The organism is Rathayibacter sp. PhB186, assembly GCF_003751825.1.
GTDB classification, from domain to species: Bacteria; Actinomycetota; Actinomycetes; order Actinomycetales; family Microbacteriaceae; genus Rathayibacter; species Rathayibacter festucae.
Window position 1 is genome coordinate 422146 of sequence record NZ_RJKO01000001.1, and the last position, 21659, is coordinate 443804.

Here is a 21659-nt window from a genome sequence, read left to right on the forward strand (position 1 = left end):
CAGGGGGCCTCATGAGTAGGCTTGCCTGCATGGAGATCCTCACCCCCGCTGCTCAGCACGGTCGCACCCTGCGCATGGACATCCATGACATCGCACGCGAGCTCACTGCGGCCCTGGGCCCGACGCTCGTGGCAGGCCTGGCGGGAACGAAGGATCGCAAGCTGCCCCTCCGCTGGGCCAAGGCCGACGGACCGGAGCCGCGCTCGGAGGCCGCCAACCGGCTGATCTTCGCGCATCGTCAGTGGACGCTTCTCTCCGCTGCCGACGGCGACCACGTCGCACGGCAGTGGTTCATCGGAGGGAACCCGCACCTCGGTGAGAGCACGCCGATCACCGCGATCCGCGAGGGGCGCCACAGCGATGTCGCCGCGGCCGTCGAGTCCTTCATCGCCGGAACCGCCGACGCGTGACGGTCGCTCGTACCTGCTCGGTCACCGGACTCCGACTCGTCTCGGACCCGGGAGCCCAGGGGTGCCACGTCGGCAAGAGGGTCCACCCGCCGCTGTCGGGGGCTCCTCGTGACGCCGCGGCGCGATCCCGTCACGAGTGGGGACGCTACGACGTACTCGGCCAGACGTTCTACCTCGCCGAGACTCGGACGGCGGCGTACGCCGAGGTGCTCTCCGGTTTCAAGCGGGCCAACGGCATCGACGACGCACTCGCTCGAGACGCCGACTACGCCGGGGTCACGCTCGAGGAGTACGTCGAGGAGATCGCGCGCGAGTGGTCCGAGCGAGACTTCATGGGCCTCGGAGCGGTCCCCGCGGGTTGGCGCTACGACCGGGCGATGGTCCTCGCCGCGCTCCCGGACTCGGGATGGCTCGTCGACGTCGAGCACCCCGACTCGCTCGCGTCGATCGAGCGCGCGATCGGCACACTCCTCGCCCAACTGCAGGTCCCGCACCTCACCACCGGCACACTGCGCTGCGAGGATCGCGCCGTCACGACCCGGATCGCCGAGCATCTGCATGGACTGACACTCGACACCGGCGGGACACCGCTCGGCGTCCACTTCGGCAGCAAGCACGGCGCCGCATGGTGCAGAGCGCTCTGGCTCGACCACCCCGACGCGCACCGTGTGCTCGTGCGTGCCGTCGAGCCCGTCCTCGTCACCGATGACGACCTCAGGACAGTTGCGGATCGCTTCCGCATCCGGATCTTCTGACGAGGAGCCGCCCCGCCCCGCTCAGACGATGCGCTCGACGAGCCGGACGTGGTGGACGGCCACGCGGGTCGGCTCGCAGGCGAAGGCGGCCTCGCGCTCGGGGGAGGCGAGGTAGGCCTTCTCGATCTCGGCGAACGCCTCCGCGTCGCCCGGGGTGCTGACGGCCCAGACGAACTCGTTCACCTCGCGGTCGGCGTAGGCGAACTCGATCGTGAAGCCGTGCGCGGCGCGGGCGGGGACGATCTTCGCGCGGTACCAGGCCAGGAAGTCGTCCATCACCCCGTCGACGAGCTCGTAGCGGCGGAGCTGGACGGTGCGGTTCTCGGAGGCGCTCATGCCCTCGACGGTACCGGGCCGAGTCGTGCCGGGCCGCGCGCTACGCTCGCCCTTGTCGTCCCGGCGCCCGCCCCGCCGCACCCGTCCCCGCAGGAGGCCGCCCTGGATCCCCGCCGTCAGCGCGCGATCGCCCTCCTCGTCGCGGGCTGCTTCTTCATGGAGAACCTGGACGCGACGATCGTCACCACCGCGGCGCCCGCGATCGGCGCCGACCTGGGCGTCGACTCCGCCGCCGTCGCGATCACCGTCACCGCGTTCCTGCTCACCGTCGCGGTGCTGATCCCCGCCTCCGGCTGGCTGAGCGAGCGCTTCGGCGTGCGCCGGGTCTTCACGACCGCGATCGCGGTGTTCACGCTCGCGTCGCTGCTCTGCGCGCTCAGCCCGACCCTGCCGCTGCTCGTGGCGGCCCGCGTGCTGCAGGGCGTCGGCGGCGCGCTGATGGTGCCGGTCGGCCGGCTCGCGGTGCTGCGGGTCACGCCGCGGGAGGGGATCATCCGCGCCATCGCGATCCTGGTCTGGCCGGGCCTGGTCGCGCCTATCCTCGCGCCGTTCCTCGGCGGGCTGCTGACGACCTACGCCTCCTGGCACTGGATCTTCCTGATCAACCTGCCGCTGGGCGTCGTCGCCTTCGTGATCGCGCGGCGGATCATCCCGGCCGGCGTCGAGGCCTCACCGCCTCCGCTGGACGTCGTCGGCCTGCTCCTGGTCGCGGTCGGACTCGGCGCGCTGGTCGGCGCGACCGGCTTCGTGACCGGCAGCGGCTCAAACACCGTCGCGCTCGGCCTGGCCGTGACCGGCGCCCTCGTCACCGCCGTCGCGGTCCGGCACCTGCGCCGCACGCCGCACCCGCTCGTGCCGCTGGACGCCTTCCGCTTCTCGACGTTCCGGGTCGCGAACGCGAGCGGCTCGCTCTACCGGGCGACGATCAACGCGGTGCCGTTCCTGCTGCCGCTGCTCTTCCAGGACGCCTTCGGCTGGAACGCGGTGCAGGCCGGCTCGATCGTGCTCGCGCTCTTCGTCGGCAATCTGGCGATCAAGCCGGCAACGACCTGGCTCCTGCACACGGTCGGCTTCCGCGGGGTGCTCGTCGCGGCGAACGTCGTCGGCATCGCCTGCATGGTCGCGATGGCGTTCCTCGATCCTGGTGTGCCCGTCCCGCTGATCGTGGCGCTGCTGGTGCTCAGCGGTGTCGCGCGCTCGGCCGGCTTCACCGCCTACAACACGGTCACCTTCGCCGAGGTGGCGCCCGAGGGGATGTCGGGCGCGAACACCCTCAGCGCGACGACCCAGCAGATCGCCGCGGGCTTCGGCGTCGCCGCCGGCGGCATCGCGCTGGCCGCGGGTGCCGCGTTCGGCCCCGGCCTCGTCCCCTACCGCTTCGCCTTCCTGACGCTCGCCGTCCTGACCCTCGTCCCCCTGATCGCCGCCGCCCGCCTCCCCCACGACTCCGGCAGCACCCTCACGCGCTGACCCCTCCCGCGAGATGCCACTTGTGTGCTCGTTCTGCGGCGTGTCGCGCTCATAAGTGGCATCTCGCGGAGGGGATCAGAGGTGCAGAGGGGTCAGAGGTGCAGGGCCAGGCCGTCGAGGATGTCGTGGGCCGTCGTCGTGACCGACGTCACGGCGGGGGAGGCCTCCTGGACGGCGCGGAGGACCTCGGACCAGATCGCGGCGCCGGCGCCGAGGACGTCCTCGCGGCCGGCGCGGACGTAGGGGAGGGCGGCGGTCGCGGCAGGGGAGAGCGCGGCGAGCTCGTCGCAGGCGGCCAGGACGTCGCGGATCGGCAGGGTCGCCTCGAGCGCGTCGCGGTCGTAGGCCTCGAGGCGGAGGACGTGCGCGGTCACCGTCAGGACCGTCGCCGCGACGCCGACGACACTGCGCGCGGCCGAGAGGTCGACGGGGGAGGCGGCCAGCGCCCGGCGGACGTCGGCGCGGATCGCGCTTCGCTGCTCCGCGGTCGGTGCACCCCCGCCGGCGCGGTGGCGCTCGGTGAGCCGGACGCTGCCGACGTCCATCGAGTGCGCCTGCTCCGGAACCGTGCTCCCGACGACCAGCTCCGTCGAGCCGCCCCCGAGGTCCACGACGAGGACGGGCCGGGGCGCGTCGACGGCCGAGAGCGCGCCGCGGAAGGAGAGGGCCGCCTCCTCCTCGCCGCTGATCGTCTCGGGGCGGACGCCGATGATCCGCTCGACCGCGCCGAGGAAGTCCTCGCGGTCCGCCGCGTCGCGGGTCGCGGAGGTGGCGACGAAGCGCACGCGCTCGGCCCCGGCCTCGCGGACCAGCTCGGCGTACTCGCGGGTCACGGCGAGGGTCCGCTCGAGCGCCTCGGGGTCGAAGCGGCCGGTGCGGTCCACGCCGTGGCCGAGCCGGACGAGCTCGGTGCGGCGGAGGACGTCGACGAGGCGGCCGTCCTCGACGTCCGCGATCAGGAGCCGGAGGGAGTTGGTGCCGCAGTCGAACGCGGCCACGCGGGTGGCGGTCATGCCGACAGTCTGCCCGGCGGCCCCGCCGCTAGATTGGCAGGGACGAGCCGAAGGAGCCCCCGTGCACGAACACCACGTCCGCGTCCACCGCAGCGACGAGGACCTCCCGCGCCACGGGCAGCTCGCCCACGCCCTGGCCCAGGTCGCCGCCGATCCCGTCGAGGTCGAGGCCGAGGTCGCCGAGATGGTCGTCAACCGCGTCATCGACAACGCGGCCGTCGCCGCCGCGTCGCTGGTGCGCCGCCCCGTGGTCGCCGCGCGCTCGCAGGCGCTCGCCCACCCCGCCTCCATCGGCGGCGAGGGCGCGACGGTGTTCGGCGTCGACCCGGGCCGCCGCGTCTCGCCCGAGTGGGCCGCGTGGGCGAACGGCGTCGCCGTCCGCGAGCTCGACTACCACGACACCTTCCTCGCGGCCGAGTACTCGCATCCCGGGGACAACATCCCGCCGCTGGTCGCCGTCGCCCAGCACGCGGGCATCGACGGCGCCCGGCTGGTCCGCGGCATCGTCACCGGCTACGAGGTCCAGGTCGACCTCGTCCGCGCGATCAGCCTGCACCGGCACAAGATCGACCACGTCGCGCACCTCGGCCCCTCGGCTGCGGCCGGACTCGGCACGATGCTCGGCCTCGACGTCGCCGTCATCGAGCAGGCGATCGCTCAGGCGCTGCACACAACGACCGCCACCCGCCAGTCGCGCAAGGGCGAGATCTCGAGCTGGAAGGCGTACGCCCCCGCCTTCGCCGGCAAGGCCGCCATCGAGGCCGTCGACCGGGCGATGCGCGGCGAGACCAGCCCGTCGCCGATCTACGAGGGCGAGGACGGCGTGATCGCCTGGCTGCTCGACGGCCCCGACGCCTCCTACGACGTGCCGCTGCCCGACGCGGGCGAAGCCAAGCGCGCCATCCTCGACACCTACACGAAGGAGCACTCGGCCGAGTACCAGGCGCAGGCGCTGATCGACCTGGCCCGCCGCCTGCATCACGCGCACCCCGAGGCCGCCGATCCCGAGCGCGTCGAGCGGATCGTCCTGCACACCTCGCACCACACCCACTACGTGATCGGCTCGGGCGCGAACGACCCGCAGAAGTACGACCCGACGGCGTCGCGCGAGACGCTCGACCACTCCGTGCCGTACATCTTCGCGGTCGCGCTGCAGGACGGCGCCTGGCACCACGAGCGCAGCTACGCCCCCGAGCGCGCCGCCCGCCCCGACACCGTCGCGCTCTGGCAGCGCACGACGACGGAGGAGGACGCGGAGTGGACGCGCCGCTACCACTCGACGGACCCGGCCGAGAAGGCGTTCGGCGCCCGCGTCGAGATCCTGCTCACCGACGGCACGACGATCGTGGACGAGATCGCGGTGGCGGACGCGCACCCGCTCGGCGCGCACCCGTTCACCCGGGAGCAGTACGTCGCGAAGTTCCGCACCCTCGCCGCCGACGTCCTCGAGGAGCCCGAGATCGAGCGCTTCCTCGACCTCGCGCAGCGCCTGCCTGAGCTGACCGCCGACGAGGTCGCCCGCCTGACGATCGTCGCGGCCCCCGGCGTCCTCGCCTCCGTGGAGTCCCCCCGCGGCCTCTTCTGACGCAGCTCGACCATCCGCGAGATGCCACTTGTGCGCGCGACACGCCGTGAAAAGCGTGCACAAGTGGCATCTCGCGGAAGAGGTCAGAGCAGGGCGTCCGTCAGGTGGTCCGGGGTGCCGAAGCGGTGGGCGGTGATCGAGACGGCCTGCTCGCGGAGGAACGGGAGCAGCTCGAGGCGGCCGGACTCGGTCGCCTCGTTCGCGTAGACCGCGAGGTCGGGGCGGCCGCCGGTGATGGGCGTCACCGAGGAGGCGTCGGCGCCCAGCAGGCGCACCCGGCCGGCGCCGTGCTCGCGGACGCGCGCTGCGAAGGCGGCCTCGTCCTCGACGGCGACCGCCGAGGCTCCCGACGCGATGGCGGAGACGAGCTGCGGCGGCAGCTCCGTCGCGCTCGAGACCGCCACCCGGGTGCCCGCGGTCGCCGCGGCGACGACGACCTGCGCGAGCGAGCCGACCGGCTCGCCGTCCGCGAGGCGGATCAGCACCGGGGCGTCGTACGGCAGGTGCCGGAACACGTTGCGCTCGGCGGCCAGCCCGGTGACGTCGCGGGCGGCACCCGCTGCCAGAGCCTGCGCCGCACTGCGGGCCATCCGCTCGACGGCGTCCGCCTCCGCGGGCGACAGCTCCGCGCGGGCGGCGGCCACGAGCCGGCCGACGCGCGGGTCCTCGACCGCGGCGGTGGCCGTCGACGGTGCCGAGGTCCACGACCCCAGCCCGAGCAGGTAGTCCGGTCCGCCGGCCTTGGTGCCCGGTCCGACCGCCGACTTCTTCCAGCCGCCGAACGGCTGGCGCTCGACGATCGCGCCGGTGATGCCGCGGTTGACGTAGAGGTTGCCGGCCTGGATCCCGCCCAGCCAGGTGCCGATCTCGGCCGGGTCGAGCGCGTGCAGCCCGGAGGTGAGGCCGTAGTCGACCTCGTTGACGAGCGCGATCGCGTCCTCGAGCGTCGCCGCGGTCATGATGCCGAGGATCGGGCCGAAGTACTCGGTGCGGTGGTACTCGGAGCCGCGGCGCACGCCGTCGCGGACGCCCGGGCTCCACAGCAGCCCGCTGTCGTCGAGCGCGCGCGGCTGCAGCAGCCAGCGCTCGCCCTCACCGAGGGTCGTGAGGCCGCGCAGCAGCTTGCCCGCGGCGGGCTCGATCACCGGCCCCATCCGGGTCGCGGGATCGGTCGGCAGGCCGACGGTGAGCGAGTCGACCGCGTCGAGCAGCTGCGCGCGGAAGCGCTTGGAGCGCGCGACCGAGCCGACCAGCACGACGAGCGACGCGGCCGAGCACTTCTGGCCGGCGTGGCCGAAGGCGCTCGCGACGACGTCCTTCACGGCGAGATCGAGGTCGGCGGAGGGCGTGACGATGATCGCGTTCTTGCCACTGGTCTCGGCGAGCAGCGGCAGGTCGTGCCGGAAGGAGCGGAACAGCTCGGCGGTCTCGTATGCGCCGGTGAGGATCACCCGGTCCACCGAGCGATGCGCGACGAGGTCGGCGCCCAGCTCCTCCTCCGGCAGACGGAGCAGCAGGAGTGCCTCGCGGGGCACACCCGCGGCCCAGAGCGCCTCGGCCAGCACGGCGCCGCAGCGCGCGGTCGGCCCGGCGGGCTTCAGCACCGCGGCCGAGCCGGCGGCCAGCGCGGCGAGCGCACCGCCCGCGGGGATCGCGACCGGGAAGTTCCACGGCGGAGCGACGAGCGTCAGCTGCGCGGGGTGGAAGACCGCGCCGTCCACCGAGTCGAGCTCACGGGCCTGCTCGGCGTAGTAGTGCGCGAAGTCGATCGCCTCGGACACCTCCGGATCGCCCTGGTCGATCGTCTTGCCGGCCTCGGCGGCCATCACCTCGAGCAGCTCGCCGCGGCGCGCCTCGAGCTCGTCGCCGGCGCGGTGCAGGATGCGCGCCCGCTCGTCGGCGGGCAGGGCCCCCCACGCGGAGCCGGCGGCGCGGGTCGCGGCGAGGGCCGCCTCCAGCTCCTCGCGGGTGGCGATCGTCGCGGCCTCGATCGCGTCGATCCCGGCGCGGGAGGAGGGCACGCGGGCGAGGATCTCCTCGGCCCAGGCGCGGTTCGCCGCGACGGACGGGTCGGTGTCCGGGGTGCTGCGGAAGTCGCCGAAGCCGGGGCGGCCGGTCGCGGCGAAGCGGTCGGCGACCCGGTGCGCGGGCGGCACCGCTCCGTCGAGCGCGCTGACGGAGGCGCGGAAGCGGGCCTCCTCACGGGCGAACAGCGCGGGCTGCGCCTCGAGCTCGAAGACGGCCGACATGAAGTTGTCGCTCGACGCGCCCTCCTCGAGCCGGCGGATCAGGTAGGCGATCGCGACGTCGAACTCGGCGGGCGAGACGACCGGCGTGTAGAGCAGCAGCGAGCCGACCGTGCGGCGCACCGCCTCCGCCTGGCCCTGCGCCATGCCGAGCAGCATCTCGTACTCGATCCCCTCGCGGACACCGCGCTCGCCGGCCAGCAGCCAGGAGTACGCGACGTCGAAGAGGTTGTGGCCGGCGACGCCGACCCGCACGTTCCGGATCCGGTCAGGGTGCAGCGCGTAGTCGATCACGCGCTTGTAGTGGGTGTCCGAGTCCTGCTTCGTCGACCAGGTCGCCAGCGGCCAGCCGTGCACCGACGCCTCGACCTGCTCCATCGGCAGGTTCGCGCCCTTGACCAGGCGCACCTTGATGCCGGCGCCGCCGCGGGACCGGCGCGCGGCACTCCACTCCTGCAGCCGGATCATCGCGGAGAGCGCGTCGGGCAGGTAGGCCTGCAGCACGATGCCCGCCTCGAGGCCGAGGAACTCGGGCCGGTCGAGCAGGCGGGTGAAGACCGCGATGGTGAGATCGAGGTCCTTGTACTCCTCCATGTCGAGGTTCACGAACTTCTGCGGCGTCGCGGCCGCGGCGCGGGTGAAGAGCGGAGCGAGCTCCTCGACGATGTCGTCGACCGCGGCGTCGAACGCCCACGGGTTGTGCGGGGCGACGGTGGAGGAGACCTTGATCGAGACGTAGTCGACGTCGTCGCGCGCGAGCAGGCGGTGGGTGCCCTCGAGGCGGCGCTGCGCCTCCTTGCGGCCGAGGACCGCCTCGCCGAGCAGATTCATGTTCAGCCGGACGCCGTCGCGGCGGATCTTCGCGATCGCCGGGCCGAGGCGCGAGTCGGTCGCGTCGATGATGAGGTGGCCGACCATCTGCCGCAGCACCCGGCGCGCGATCGGCACGACGACGTCCGGGAGCAGCGGGGCCACCGCGCCGCCGAGGGCGACCGCACCGCGCATCGGGGCGGGCAGGAAGCGCGGGACGCCGCCGGCGATGGAGCGCAGCGCCGCGGCGGCGACCTTCGTGTCCTCGGGGCGGACGACGCCGTCGACGAAGCCGACGGTGAAGTCGAGGCCGGTCGGGTCCTTCAGCACGCCGGCGAGCTGGGCGCCGGAGGCGTCGACCGGGATGTCGGCGGCGTCGCGCAGCCACTGGCGCACCAGCGCGACGCTCGCGTCGACGAGGCCGGGGTCGACGCTGTCCGCGGCGGGACCGGCGTGGCCGGCGTGACCGGCGGCGGGCCCGGCGGCGTCGTCGGAGGAGGGACCGGTGGAGCGGGCAGGAGCGGCGAGATCCGTCATGACGTCAGTATCCGACCGGGGTACCGTTGAGCAGAAGCGACCGTTCCTTACCGGTACCGGTCACTCCTCCTTACTGATTCGCTCTGCCGTAGAGAGGTCGCCCGTGCTCGACGTCCGTCGCCTGGTGCTGCTGCGCGAGGTCGCCATCCGTGGCACCCTGGCCGCCGCCGCGGAGGCCCTCGCCTACAGTCCCTCCGCGGTGTCGCAGCAGCTCACCGTGCTGGAGCGCGAGACCGGTGTCGAGCTGCTGCGCAAGGTCGGGCGGCGGGTGCAGCTCACCCCGCAGGCCGAGATCCTGGTCGCGGCGGCCGGCGAGGTGCTGGCGCTGCTCGAGCGGGCAGAGGCGGCGCTCGCCGCGTCGGGGGAGTCGGTCACCGGGCGGGTGCGGGTCGCGGTGTTCCAGTCCGCGGCCCTGGCGCTGATGCCGGGCGCGCTGCACTCGATCGCCGAGCGGGCGCCCGAGGTGCGGGTCGAGATGGTGCAGCGCGAGCCGGAGGGGGCGCTGCACGAGACCTCCTGGGCGCGCGAGTTCGACCTGGTCGTCGCCGAGCAGTACCCGGGCCACTCGGTGTCCTGGCTGCCGGGCCTGGTGCGCAGCGACCTCACGACCGATGCGATCCGGCTCGCGGTCCGCCACGACTCCGCGGTTCGCGACCTGCAGAGCGCGCGCGACGCCGCCTGGGTGATGGAGCCGCGCGGCACCGCGAGCCGGCACTTCGCCGAGCAGACCTGCCGGGTCGCCGGCTTCGAGCCCGACGTGCGCTTCGAGACCGCCGACCTGCAGGCGCAGATCCGTCTCGCCGCGTCGGGCAACGCGGTCGCGCTGATGCCCGACCTGGTCTGGGCCGGCGGCGAGCCCGACTGCCGCCTGCTCGAGCTGCCCGGCCGCCCGCGCCGCACCATCTTCACGGCCCAGCGCGAGGCTCAGCTCGCCTCGCCCGCCGTCCGCGTCTTCCGCGAGTGCCTCGCCGAGGTCGCCGCCCACTACGCCTGACCCACTTGCGGCAAGTCGTTGGGTAACCGAAGCTGTTCGAGTCAACTTTCAAATAAATCCTTTGGTGCAAGATTTGATCGGGTGGTAATCGAATGAAGAACCTTTTCCGTGGCTACTACCAACCAAATATAGAAGAATTAGATCAGATTTGGAATGAGGGCCTGATTGTCCTAGACACGAACGCTCTGCTTAATCTGTTTCGGTACACCCGGCGGACACGAGACGAGTTCATCGAGGTCTTGCAGCGAGTGGCACTTAGTCTTTGGATTCCGCATCAAGTCGGTTTAGAGTTTCAGAAACGCAGACTTGACGTTATCCAGGATCAGGGTAGAGCTTACGCGGACCTCGAGAAGGCTGTTGATTCTGCGGATTCTCAGGTACACAAAGCGCTCGACGGCTTTCGGCTTCATCCGTTTATTAGCAAGGTCCAAATAGTAGACACGCTTACTCAAGGCCTCGATGAAGTCCGCTCGATCATTACAAATTCGAAAAATGAGTACGAAAAAACACTTCTCGGCCAAGATGAGAATGACAGAATATTCTCGATTATCTCGACGCTTTACGAGTCAAGAGTAGGAGCGCAACTGTCAGAAGAGGACTTGGCGCAAGTCTTTAGTGATGGGGAGAAACGATATTCAGCCAAGGTGCCACCGGGGTACCGTGACAAGGATAAGCCGGAGCCGGACCGCTATGGGGATTTGGTGCTATGGATTCAATTGCTGCGGGAAGCCGCGGTTCGTAAAAGTCCAGCTCTATTTATCACGGACGACGAGAAGGAGGACTGGTGGTGGCGAGTTAATGGTAGAACTCAAGGAGCCCGCGTCGAACTCGTTGACGAGTATTTTGCCGCGAGCGGGTCGCGCGTCCATTTCTACACACCAGAACGATTCCTTGCCTTCGCGAAAAAGAAATTCGACATCGCCGTTAGCGAGGATGCTCTATCGGAGGTGGAGGAGGTGTCCCGCGAGCATCTGTCCCGCGATACGAACCTGCTCTTCGCACAACGCGCAAACCTGCAGGAGCAGCGGGTAAGCCTGCAACTGCAGATTGACAGCTTATTGTCCTATGGAGTCAATTCGCCGCGATCCTTAGCGCTGATGCAATTCGTGACACGTTCAAACGAAAGAATAGGAATTCTCGACAGAGAGCTTCACGACTTGCGTCGACGGATGATTGATTCAAGTGATCCAATCGCGCAAACAATAATGATAAGTGAAATCCAGTTGCTGAGCGAAGAAAGGGATCGTCTCGAGGATGCGTCGAAGAGTGCATTCGACGACGCTGAAGTGGCGTCACGATTAGGTGTTACAGAACAAGCTGATCCTTCTCGATTAGCGCACCTTCGTGAGCAATTGAAGAGTGCCGAAAAGTTCATCAGAAATATCGACGAGCAAATTGATGAAGGCCGGTCATGGCCCTCGGGCCCTCGCTGAATTATCCTTCTTCGATCGGCTGTTTTGATTCAGCGTATACCTGAGTTGCAGGCTGGGCTGATCGCGCAATTTCAATGGTGGAGACAAAAGCGGCTCGCGTCATTTTTCGACAAGGTCTCGACGGGGTTCGAAAGTCACCGATTTTGGCACACAGAACGAAGAATACCCGGTTGCATGGTTGGAACTGGTCGACGTGGGTATGGTTCCGTCATGCCAGCAAGCGGGTCCATGCGGCGTCGTTTATCGCGCGAAGTACATCTGTGCTCAAGTTGTATTTTCGAGGATCGCGGTTGGCCGTGTTTTGCGGAGTGGTGAAGATTTCTGTGCTCGCCGAACCGCGTATCGCTTCGAGCCCGACGTGCGCTTCGAGACCGCGGACCTCCAGGCGCAGATCCGCCTCGCCGCCTCGGGCAACGCGGTCGCGCTGATGCCCGACCTGGTCTGGGCCGGCGGCGAGCCCGACTGCCGCCTGCTCGAGCTGCCCGGCCGCCCCCGCCGCACCATCTTCACGGCGCAGCGCGAGGCTCAGCTCGCCTCGCCCGCCGTCCGCGTCGTCCGCGAGTGCCTCGCCGAGGTCGCCGCCCACTACGCCTGACCCGCGCCCCCTCCCTCCCTCCCGCGAGATGCCACTTGTGCACGCTTCTCACGGCGTGTCGCGTGCACAAGTGGCATCTCGCGGAGGTGCTCACCGGGGGGTGTGGCGCGGACGGGGGACTGCTCGCGGCGGAGGGGGTGCGCTTGGCTGGCCGCACAGCGCCATGACAGCGCTACCACTCCGCCGGATCGAGGCGCACTCCGCCTCCTGATCGAAAGGACCGCCGTGTCCTCGTCCTCCACCCCCACGCCCGGACCGTCCCGCCGAACCGTGAGCGCAGCGGCGGTGTGGAGCGCTCCGGTCGCCGCCGCGGTGATCGCGGCGCCTCTCGCTGCCGCCTCCACCGCCGCCCTCTGCGACAGCGCGGTCGCCTTCAGGCGGACCAGCAACACCGGCGGCGACACCGCGGTGCTCCTGGCGCCCAGCTCCTCCGGTGCGGTGTCCACCGTGCGGATCACCTCGGTGCTCGCTCCCGGCACCACGACGACGACGCAGGGTCAGAGCTTCAACCTGACTCAGAGCGGAACCGGATGGGGCGCGGTGACCGGGGAGACCGACCTCGAGAGCACCGAGGTGCAGTACTCGGGCACCGCGCCGAGAAGAGCGCTGGTCCTGAATCAGCGGCGCGAGGGTCCGGCCACGACCCTCCCCAGTCCGGGATCCGACTCGCAGACCCTGACCTTCCAGTTCTTCGATCCGCAGGGGCGGCTGTTCGATCCAGTCGACCTCCGGTTCGAGTTCTACGACTTCACCTCGCAGGACCGGCAGGCCTGGCAGCCGGATCACTGGGACGCGATGGGCTTCAGTGTCACGCCGACGACGATCGTCCAGGACGGCCTCTTCGCGGGGACCGGTGCCGGCACGCTCGCCGACCCGTACCGTCGCGTCGAGGGAGACGTCTCGACCATCGCGTACTTCAAGAACGACGTCTTCGTCTTCGACGTCTTCCCCTCCGGGAGCACGCTCACCTACACCCAGCACGAGGGCAGACAGGGCTGGCACGGGGTCTTCCTCACCGACCTCCGGTTCCGCTCCGCCGTCTGCTGACCCTCCGCGAGATGCCACTTGTGCACGCTTTCCTCGGCGTGTCGCGTGCACAAGTGGCATCTCGCGGGGAGCGATGGGAGCGTGCGAGGGTGGGGGCGTGAGTGCGGACGAGGCGCGGATGGTCGAGACGACGGCGGCGGATGCGGTGGCGGGGCGGCTGTTCGCCGTGCAGGAGGCCGAGATCATGAGGCGCTACGGCGGCGACGACCCCGGGCCGCGGCCGCCCGTGGACGCGCCGACGCTGCTGCTGCAGGTCGGGCCCGAGGTCGTCGGCTGCGTCGCGCTCGCCGCCGAGGGCGCGGTCGGCGAGATCAAGCGGATGTTCGTGACCGAGTCGGCGCGCGGCCGCGGCTACAGCCGCCTCCTCCTCGCGGGAGTCGAGGAGCTGGCCGTCCGCCACGGCGTCACGCTGCTCCGCCTGGTCACCGGCATCGAGCAGCCCGAGGCGATGGCGCTCTACAGCAGCTCGGGCTACGACCCGATCCCCGGCTTCGGCTACTGGGGCGACGAGCCGGCGACCCGCTGCTACGCGAAGCGGCTCGGTCCCGCCGCGGTCATGGGCTGAGCCCGGGCCCTCAGAGCTTGGCGAGCTTCGCGCGGGCGATCAGGAAGGCGCCGTACATCACGAGGCCGGCGCCGATCGCGGTCAGCGCGATGGTGCCGTAGGGCGGGACGTCGAGGAAGCGCAGGGCGCCGTCGAGCCCGGTCGCCCGCCGGGCGTCGCCGGTGATCGCCGCGACGACGAAGAGACCGCCGGCGATGCCGAGGGCGATCCCCTTCGAGACGTAGCCGGCGGCGCCCAGGATCAGCACGGCCAGGCCGCGGCGCCCTGCCGGGATGCGCACCAGCTTGCGGAAGCCGCGCCGCACGCCGATGGCGAGGAAGCCGATCCCGCTGCCGAGGACGATCCCGCCGACGATCGTCAGCACGATCGACCCCGCCGGGCGGGCCAGCAGGTCGGTGCTGATCGCGCGGATGGTCGCGGAGGAGCTCGTCGACCCGCCGAGCGCGAACACCAGCGTCGTCCCGGCCAGCGCGAGCGAGGCGAAGCCCTTGCCCGACTCGACGATCCGCCGCCCCCAGCGCTTCGCGCGGCTCGGATCGCTCGAGCGGCTCTGGAAGGTGAACTGCCACAGACCGAGGGCGACGAGCGCGACCAGTGCCGCCCAGACGACGACGAGGCCGGCCGGCGACTCGGCCAGGCGCGCGATCGCACCGGACGGATCCGCCTCCTGCGTCGTCTCGTCGCCGAACGCCACCCGCAGCGAGAGGCCGCCGATCAGCAGGTGCACGACGCCGTTGACGGCGAAGCCGAGGCGCGCGAGGCGCCGGAATCGCCGCGTCCGCACCCCCGAGCGCGGCGTCGGCACGCTCACTGTGGACACCGGACCACCCTCTCACGCGTCCAGCCGTGATCCGCGTCCACCCCTGTCCCGGGGAGCCCGGGCGGCGGTGGAATGGAGTCCGGCTCGCGCCGTCCGCGGGCACCTCGAGGAAGAAGGACCGCCATGACCACCTGGCTCATCACCGGCTGCTCCACCGGACTCGGCCGCGCGCTCGCGACCGCCGTCCTCGCCCACGGCGACCGCGTCGTCGTCACGGCGCGCGACGCCGACTCCGTGCGCGACATCGTCGAGGCGCACCCCGACTCCGCGCTCGCCCTCGCGCTCGACGTCACCGACGATGCGCAGGTCGCCGCCGCGGTCCACGCCGCCGAGGAGCGCTTCGGCGGGATCGACGTGCTCGTCAACAACGCGGGCTACGGCTACCGCGCGGCCGTCGAGGAGGGCGAGGAGGCGGCGGTGCAGCAGCTCTTCGACACCCACCTCTTCGGCACCGTCCGCACGATCAAGGCGGTCCTGCCCGGGATGCGCGAGCGCCGCTCCGGGGTGATCGTCAACCTGTCCTCGATCGGCGCCCGGATCTCGCCCGAGGGCTCCGGCTACTACGCGGCGGTCAAGGCCGCGATCGAGGCGCTGACCGAGTCGCTGCGCAAGGAGGTCGCGCCGCTGGGCATCCGCGCCTTCTCGGTCGAGCCCGGCGGCTTCCGCACCGACTTCGCCGGCCGCTCGCTCACCCAGTCGTCGCAGCCGATCGCCGACTACGCCGAGACGGCGGGCAAGCGCCGGAAGGAGCACGACACCGTGCACGGCACCCAGAAGGGCGACCCGGCGAAGGCGGCGATCGCCCTGATCGAGGCCGTGGAGTCGGACGCGCCGCCGTCGATCCTGCTGCTGGGCAACGACGCCTCGGACGCCTTCCGCGCGGCGCTCGACGCCCTCCGCTCCGACGTCGACGCGTGGGAGCCGCTCAGCCGCAGCACGGACTTCGCCGACGGGGAGTGAGGGGCGGGGGCGGCGATGGGGCGGGGTCTCGTCTTCACGTTCCGCACCTTCCCGTCGGGGAGCACGCTCACCTCCAGCCGGTACGCAGGGCAGCCCCGGCGCGAGATCACCTCGTACGTCTGCGGAGAATCATGCTGATCGAGTAGCCCGCGGAGCGGGCGTATCGAGATCCACCCCGGTCAGGACACCGGCCCGCCGATCATCCGCTCGCGCACGCCGGGTCTCGAGACTCCCGTGCCGGCCGCCACCACGGCCGTGTGCCGGCCCGGCCCGAGGGCGCGCGGCTCCGCGCCCTCGAGGTCGAGCACCGCGGTGGCCCCCACGGGCACCTCGACCTCGACGCGCAGCTCGCCGTCGGCGAGGGTCCAGGCGATGGAGGCGCGGCCGTACGGCGTCAGGTGGGCGGCGCTCGCCGAGGTGAGCCCGCCGCCCGGGCGCGGCCGGAACAGGATCGAGCGGTAGCCCGGCTCCGCCGGCGCGAGACCCGCGACCACCCGGTGCAGCCAGTCGGCGACCGCCCCGAGCGCGTAGTGGTTGAACGAGGTCATCGTCCCCGGATTCACCGTGCCGTCGGGGAGCTGGCTGTCCCAGCGCTCCCAGATCGTCGTCGCGCCCTGGGTCACCGGGTACAGCCAGGACGGGCACTCGCGCTCGAGCAGCAGTGCGTAGGCGCGGTCGATCCCGCCGGTGCCCGAGAGCGCGTCCGAGACGATCGGCGTGCCGACGAAGCCGGTCGAGATGCGGTTGCCGGCGGACGCGACCAGCTCGGCCAGGCGGGCCCCCGCGGCGGTTCGCAGTGACTCCGGCAGCAGCTCGAACTCGAGGGCGAGCGCGTACGCGGTCTGCGCGTCGCTGGCCATCCGTCCGTCCGGCTCGACGTAGTGCTCGACGAAGGCGGCCCGGACCTCGGCGGCCAGCGCGAGGAAGCGGTCGGCGTCCTGCTCGCGGCCGAGCACGCGGGCGGTCTGCCCGAGCCGCCGGGCGGACTGCGCGAAGTAGGCCGTGGCGACCAGGTAGCGGTCGGTCTTCGCGTCCGCCGGGTCCTGGGGAGGAGCGTCCGGATCGAGCCAGTCGCCCAGCTGGAAGCCCTCGTCCCAGAGCCGCGACGGCCCGGCGAGCCGCTCGACGAGCTCGACCCAGGCCTTCGCACTGTCGTACTGCACCGCCAGCACCCCGGCGTCGCCGAAGCGCTCGTACAGCGTCCACGGCACGAGGACCGCCGCGTCGCCCCAGGCCGCGCCCGGGCGGATCGGCGTCCACATCGCGTGCGCGGGGATCACCGGGACGTACCAGGGCACCGTGCCGTCGGGCAGCTGCTCGGCCGCCACGTCGCGGAGCCAGGACGAGAGCATCCCGGAGACGTCGAAGAGGAACGACGCGGTCGGCGCGAAGACCTGGATGTCCCCGGTCCAGCCGACCCGCTCGTCGCGCTGCGGGCAGTCGGTGGGGATGTCCACCATGTTGCCGCGCATGCTCCACAGCACGTTCTCGTGCAGCCGCTCGACCAGCGGGTCGGAGCAGGCGAACCAGCCGGTGCGCTCGAAATCGGTGTGCAGGACGCGCGCGACGACGTCCCCCGCGGCCACCGCCGCCTCGAGGTCTCCCGGCCAGCCCTCGACCTCGACGAAGCGGAAGCCGTGGAAGGTGAAGCGCGGCTCCCACTCCTCCCGGGCGCGCCCCGCCAGCGTGTAGACGTCGGTGGAGCGGGCGTCGCGCAGCGGCCGGGTGTAGAGCTCGCCCTCCTGCATGATCTCGGCGGTACGGAGGGTGACGGTCGCCCCGCGCGGCCCGCTCAGCCGGATCCGCATCCGGCCGACGAGGTTCTGCCCGAGGTCGAGCACGCTCCGGCCGCTCGGGGTGCGCAGCACGGCGACGGGGCGCACCTCCTCGGTGCAGCGCACCGGCGGGCCCTGCGGCGCGACGAGGGTCGCCGGATCGCGCTCCGCCACCGCGACCGGCGTCCAGCCGGCGTCGTCGAAGCCGGGGGAGGACCAGCCGTCCCGCTCCTCGCGCGCGTCGTGCACCTCGCCGTCGTAGTTGCCGGAGAAGAGGATCGGGCCGGGCGCGGCGCGCCAGGACGGGTCGGTCGCGACGGTCTCGCGCCGGCCGTCGGCGTAGACGATCTCGAGCTGCGCGATCAGGGAGAGGTCGGTGCCGTAGAGGTTCCGGAAGCCGCCGCGCCAGCCCAGCCGGCCGCGGTACCAGCCGTCGCCGAGCCAGGAGCCGAGCGCGTTCTCGCCGGGGACGAGGGCGTCGGTGACGTCGTGGGTGGCGTAGCGGAGGCGGTCGGCGTAGGCCGTCCAGCCGGGCGCGAGGGTGTCGTCGCCGACGCGGGCGCCGTTGAGCTCGACCTCGTACAGGCCGTGCGCGCTGAGGTACAGGCGCGCGGAGGCGACCTCGCCGTCGACCGTGAAGGAGCGGCGCACCAGCGGCGGCCGCCGGTCGGACTCCGGGTCCTCCGGCCAGGCGGCGCCGACGGGCACCGCGCTCCAGTCCTGCGGCTCGAGCAGGCCGGCCTCGACGGCCGTCGGACGGCTCCAGGGGGCGTCGTCCTCGCCTCGGCCGAAGACGCGCACCCGGACCTCGACCCGCTCCCGGCTCGTCAGAGGAGCGAACGGCCACGGCACGAGGACCGACTCGGCGGAGCCGACGCGTCGGCGCTGCACGTCGCCAGCGGCGTCGACGCGCTCGAGCTCGTACGACTCCTGACGCCAGTCGTCGCCGGCGAGGCTCGTCCAGGAGAGGCGGGGTCGGCGCTCGCCGATGCCGAGCGCCGCACGGTGGTGCTCGATGCGGGGGGAGGAGGGGATGGCCACCGGGGTGCCTCGTTCCTGCTGGGCGAGCACTCCTCTGCGTGAGCGTCTCGACTCTGACACGTTTCAATCGAGCGCCAGCATAGCCCTGGAAATGTTGTTTGACACGTTTCAAAATGCGAGTCATCATGGGGGCAGCTGCTGGGCGGGCCCGGCGCACCACGACGACGTGGACCGGAGCGATCCGGCCAGGAGGAGGAGAGCCGCGATGACGCCAGCACCCCCAGGACCGGCACCCCGGACACTGGCACCCCGGGTGGCCCTCGTGGGCACCCTCGACACCAAGGGCGCCGAGTACGCCTGGACGGCCGCCCGTCTGCGCGACCTCGGCGTCGACGTGCTGCTCGTCGACGTGGGCGTCGGCGCGCACTCCGGAGCGGCCGCCGCTCCCGACGTCACCGCCGCCGAGACGGCCCGCGCCGCGGGCGCCGAGCTCGAGGAGCTGCGCTCGCGCGGCGACCGCGGAGCCGCGATGACCGCGATGGGAGAGGGCGCCGCCGTGGTCCTCGAGCGCCTCCGGAGCGACGGCGGTCTCGACGGCGTCCTGGCCCTCGCCGGCAGCGGCGGCTCGTCCATCGCCGCCCGCGCCGTGCGCGACCTGCCCGTCGGGCTGCCGAAGATGCTCGTCTCGACGATGGCGTCGGGCGACGTCGCCCCTTATGTCGGCGCGAGCGACGTGACGATGACCTACAGCGTCGTCGACATCGCCGGCATCAACAGCCTCTCCCGCGAGGTCCTCGACAACGCCGCCGGCGGCATCGCGGGGATGGCCGCCGCGCACGCCGCCCGGCGCGAGCAGCCCGCGGAGGAGTCCGGCCGTCCGCTCGTCGCGGCCACCATGTTCGGAGTGACGACCGCCGCCGTCGACGTCGCCCGCGCCCGCCTCGACGAGCTCGGCTACGAGGTCCTCGTCTTCCACGCCACCGGCTCCGGCGGCCGGGCCGTCGAGGCCCTGGCCCGTTCTGGGCACCTCGCGGGGGTGCTCGACCTCACCACCACCGAGCTCGCGGACGAGCTGGTCGGCGGCGTGCTCACGGCCGGCCCCGACCGGCTCGAGGCGGCCGGGCGCGCAGGCGTCCCGCAGGTCGTCAGCCTCGGAGCGCTGGACATGGTCAACTTCGGCCCGCGGGACGGCGTCCCGGAGCGCTTCGCGCAGCGGCGGTTCTTCGTGCACAACCCGACGGTGACGCTGATGCGCACCACCGCCGACGAGAGCACCGAGCTGGGCGGCCTGATCGGCCGGAAGCTCGCCACGGCCGAGGGGCCGACCGTGCTGGCCGTGCCGAGGGGCGGGCTCTCGGCGATCGGCGTGCCGTGCGCCGTCTTCGCCGACGCCGAGGCCGATGCCGCGCTGGTCGACGCGGTGCTCGCCGCGGTCGCCGGCTCCGCGGTCGAGGTCCTCGACTCCCCGCTCGACGTCAACGATCCGGAGTTCGCCCGCGCCGCCGCGGATGCGCTCGACCGGCTGATCCGCCACGCCGCCGACCACTCCGCCGACCACTCCGCGGCCCACGCCACCGACCAGGACAGGAGCTGACATGGACCGCACGACCGCACTCGCCCGCCTCCGCCGCACCATCGCCGCGGGGCGGCCCGTCATCGGCGCGGGAGCCGGCACCGGCATCTCGGCGAAGGCCGCCGAGGCCGGCGGAGCCGACCTGCTGATCATCTACAACTCCGGCCGCTTCCGGATGGCGGGCCGCGGCTCGCTCTCGGGCCTGCTGCCCTACGGCGACGCCAATCAGATCGTCGTCGAGATGAGCCGCGAGGTGCTGCCGATCATCCGCGACACCCCGGTGCTCGCCGGGGTCTGCGGCACCGATCCGTTCCGGCGGATGGAGGTCTTCCTCGATGAGCTGGCGCGGCTCGGCTTCACGGGGGTGCAGAACTTCCCGACGGTCGGGCTCTTCGACGGCGTCTTCCGGCAGAACCTCGAGGAGACCGGCATGGGCTTCGACCTCGAGGTCGAGATGATCCGGCTCGCCGCCGAGCGCGACCTGCTCACCGCCCCCTACGTGTTCGACGTCGCGTCGACCGTGGCGATGACGGAGGCCGGCGCCGACGTCCTCGTCCCGCACATGGGCCTCACCACCAGCGGCAGCATCGGCGCGCAGACGGCGCTCTCGCTCGAGGAGTCGGCCGCGCGCGTGCAGGAGCTGCGCGACGCGGCGGTCGCCGTGAATCCGGACGTCATCGTGCTCTGCCACGGCGGCCCGATCGCCGAGCCCGCCGACGCGGCGTACGTCCTCCAGCACACGACGGGGGTCGCCGGCTTCTTCGGAGCCTCCTCCGTCGAGCGCCTGCCGACCGAGCGGGCGATCCGCCAGCAGCTCGTCGACTTCACCAGCATCCCGCTCACCTCGAAGGAGACCCCGTGACCACGACACCGCCCGCCACCCCGTCCGCGCAGGCCACTCAGTCCGCGCCGTCCGTCCCGTCCGCGCAGTCCGGCCGCCGCCCCGACGACGTGCCCACCCGCGTCTTCGACTGGGGCACCATCAAGTGGCTCGTCACCCCGCACCTCGACGGACCCGTCGGCCTGACCACCGGCGAGGTGATCATCTACCCCGGTCAGGGCCACGACCCGCACAGCCACCCCGGCGAGGAGGAGGTCATCTACGTCGTCTCGGGCGAGGGCGAGCAGACCGTCGGCGACGGCCCGGCCTTCGCGATCCGGGAGGGCGACGCCCTGCACATCCCGCGCGACACGGTGCACTCCACCTACAACACCACCTGGCGGCCGCTGCGGCTCCTCGTCGTCTACACGCCCGGCGGCGCCGAGACCGGCCTCGACGAGCTGCCCGGCGCGCGGATCCTCGAGCCCGGCACCGCTCCGCGCTGGGCGCAGGCCTGATGCCGGTCTACGAGCCCGGCACCTGGCTGCATCCCGGCGACCGGCCGGAGTGGTGCGCCGTCGGCACCCTCGGCCGCTTCGCCGTGCCGCTGGAGGGCGGGCGGTTCGACCGGCACCACCACGACGACCACGAGGTGTGGTTCTTCGCGGAGGGGAAGGGCCGGATCCTCGTCGACGGCGCCGAGCGCTACGTCCAGGCCGGCGACATCGTGCTCACCCGGGCGGGCGACGTGCACGACATCGTCGCGGTCTACGAGCCGCTCCGCGGGTTCTTCACCGAGACCGGCCTGCCGGCGGGCGGGCGCACCGGGCACCTGCACGCCGACGAGTCGGCCGCCGCCGGGCATGAGGTCCCGGCCCTCCCGCTGCCCGCGGACTTCCCCGTACGCTGACGCCCGACCCCGCCCCCGCTCGAC

The 21659-nt window shown here is 72.0% G+C and carries 19 protein-coding genes; 14 read left to right on the forward strand and 5 right to left on the reverse strand.

Going from position 1 to position 21659, the window contains the following annotated elements:
* The first annotated feature begins 29 nt into the window (after nt 1-29).
* Together EDF45_RS01890 and EDF45_RS01895 are read left to right on the forward strand one after the other, a co-directional pair.
* Entirely contained in the window at nt 30-410 is a 381-nt protein-coding gene (locus EDF45_RS01890; RefSeq protein ID WP_123701458.1) for a hypothetical protein, read from the forward strand.
* A complete protein-coding gene (locus EDF45_RS01895) occupies nt 407-1165 on the forward strand; it encodes a hypothetical protein (RefSeq protein WP_123734765.1) in 759 nt (252 codons plus the stop codon). Before EDF45_RS01890 ends, EDF45_RS01895 begins: the two co-directional genes overlap by 4 nt.
* Before the next feature lie 21 nt (nt 1166-1186).
* Here the strand turns inward: EDF45_RS01895 and EDF45_RS01900 are convergent, their stop codons facing one another.
* Nucleotides 1187-1501, reverse strand: coding sequence for an NIPSNAP family protein (locus EDF45_RS01900; protein WP_123734766.1), 315 nt, complete (start codon nt 1499-1501; stop codon nt 1187-1189).
* Nucleotides 1502-1627: 126 nt separating this feature from the next.
* Between EDF45_RS01900 and EDF45_RS01905 the strand changes: the two genes are divergently transcribed.
* Complete coding sequence (locus EDF45_RS01905) at nt 1628-2971, forward strand: MFS transporter (protein WP_260311940.1); 1344 nt, start codon at nt 1628-1630, stop codon at nt 2969-2971.
* A gap of 92 nt (nt 2972-3063) precedes the next feature.
* Here EDF45_RS01905 and EDF45_RS01910 read toward each other — a convergent pair whose 3' ends face one another.
* Entirely contained in the window at nt 3064-3984 is a 921-nt protein-coding gene (locus EDF45_RS01910; protein ID WP_123734768.1) for an exopolyphosphatase, read from the reverse strand.
* 61 nt (nt 3985-4045) lie between these two features.
* Between EDF45_RS01910 and EDF45_RS01915 the strand changes: the two genes are divergently transcribed.
* Nucleotides 4046-5569: an MmgE/PrpD family protein gene (locus EDF45_RS01915; RefSeq protein ID WP_260311735.1), complete on the forward strand. Its 1524-nt coding sequence runs from the start codon at nt 4046-4048 to the stop codon at nt 5567-5569.
* Between the two features lie 83 nt (nt 5570-5652).
* Here the strand turns inward: EDF45_RS01915 and EDF45_RS01920 are convergent, their stop codons facing one another.
* Nucleotides 5653-9162, reverse strand: coding sequence for a bifunctional proline dehydrogenase/L-glutamate gamma-semialdehyde dehydrogenase (locus EDF45_RS01920; protein WP_123734769.1), 3510 nt, complete (start codon nt 9160-9162; stop codon nt 5653-5655).
* Nucleotides 9163-9265: 103 nt separating this feature from the next.
* Between EDF45_RS01920 and EDF45_RS01925 the strand changes: the two genes are divergently transcribed.
* From EDF45_RS01925 to EDF45_RS01940, 5 genes are all read left to right on the forward strand, one after another.
* Entirely contained in the window at nt 9266-10156 is an 891-nt protein-coding gene (locus EDF45_RS01925; protein WP_123734770.1) for a LysR family transcriptional regulator, read from the forward strand.
* Nucleotides 10157-10248: 92 nt separating this feature from the next.
* Nucleotides 10249-11589 carry a PIN-like domain-containing protein gene (locus tag EDF45_RS20955; protein ID WP_148060202.1) on the forward strand — a complete coding sequence of 447 codons (1341 nt, stop codon included), beginning with the start codon at nt 10249-10251 and terminating at the stop codon, nt 11587-11589.
* Between the two features lie 199 nt (nt 11590-11788).
* Nucleotides 11789-12184: a LysR substrate-binding domain-containing protein gene (locus tag EDF45_RS01930; protein WP_123734771.1), complete on the forward strand. Its 396-nt coding sequence runs from the start codon at nt 11789-11791 to the stop codon at nt 12182-12184.
* A 225-nt stretch (nt 12185-12409) separates the two neighbouring features.
* The gene (locus tag EDF45_RS01935) at nt 12410-13231 is read left to right on the forward strand and encodes a hypothetical protein (RefSeq protein WP_148060203.1); all 822 of its coding nucleotides are present in this window, start codon (nt 12410-12412) and stop codon (nt 13229-13231) included.
* 97 nt (nt 13232-13328) lie between these two features.
* Nucleotides 13329-13796: a GNAT family N-acetyltransferase gene (locus tag EDF45_RS01940; RefSeq protein WP_185020065.1), complete on the forward strand. Its 468-nt coding sequence runs from the start codon at nt 13329-13331 to the stop codon at nt 13794-13796.
* A 10-nt stretch (nt 13797-13806) separates the two neighbouring features.
* On the opposite strand, the gene EDF45_RS01945 is transcribed toward EDF45_RS01940, so the two are convergent.
* Nucleotides 13807-14616: a DUF1206 domain-containing protein gene (locus tag EDF45_RS01945; protein ID WP_123701506.1), complete on the reverse strand. Its 810-nt coding sequence runs from the start codon at nt 14614-14616 to the stop codon at nt 13807-13809.
* Nucleotides 14617-14739: 123 nt separating this feature from the next.
* Between EDF45_RS01945 and EDF45_RS01950 the strand changes: the two genes are divergently transcribed.
* Nucleotides 14740-15576 (forward strand): oxidoreductase, encoded by an 837-nt coding sequence (locus EDF45_RS01950; RefSeq protein ID WP_123734774.1) that lies wholly within the window; start codon nt 14740-14742, stop codon nt 15574-15576.
* A gap of 179 nt (nt 15577-15755) precedes the next feature.
* Here EDF45_RS01950 and EDF45_RS01955 read toward each other — a convergent pair whose 3' ends face one another.
* A complete protein-coding gene (locus EDF45_RS01955; protein WP_123734775.1) occupies nt 15756-18392 on the reverse strand; it encodes an alpha-L-rhamnosidase in 2637 nt (878 codons plus the stop codon).
* 205 nt (nt 18393-18597) lie between these two features.
* Here EDF45_RS01955 and EDF45_RS01960 point away from each other — a divergent pair, with 205 nt between their 5' ends.
* The 4 genes from EDF45_RS01960 to EDF45_RS01975 are packed head-to-tail and all read left to right on the forward strand — an operon-like array spanning nt 18598 to nt 21635.
* A complete protein-coding gene (locus tag EDF45_RS01960; protein ID WP_123734776.1) occupies nt 18598-19926 on the forward strand; it encodes a Tm-1-like ATP-binding domain-containing protein in 1329 nt (442 codons plus the stop codon).
* A gap of 1 nt (nt 19927) precedes the next feature.
* The gene (locus tag EDF45_RS01965; protein ID WP_123734777.1) at nt 19928-20767 is read left to right on the forward strand and encodes a phosphoenolpyruvate hydrolase family protein; all 840 of its coding nucleotides are present in this window, start codon (nt 19928-19930) and stop codon (nt 20765-20767) included.
* A complete protein-coding gene (locus EDF45_RS01970) occupies nt 20764-21243 on the forward strand; it encodes a cupin domain-containing protein (RefSeq protein WP_123734778.1) in 480 nt (159 codons plus the stop codon). Before EDF45_RS01965 ends, EDF45_RS01970 begins: the two co-directional genes overlap by 4 nt.
* Nucleotides 21243-21635, forward strand: coding sequence for an AraC family ligand binding domain-containing protein (locus EDF45_RS01975; RefSeq protein ID WP_123734779.1), 393 nt, complete (start codon nt 21243-21245; stop codon nt 21633-21635). Before EDF45_RS01970 ends, EDF45_RS01975 begins: the two co-directional genes overlap by 1 nt.
* The last annotated feature ends 24 nt before the right edge of the window (nt 21636-21659 follow it).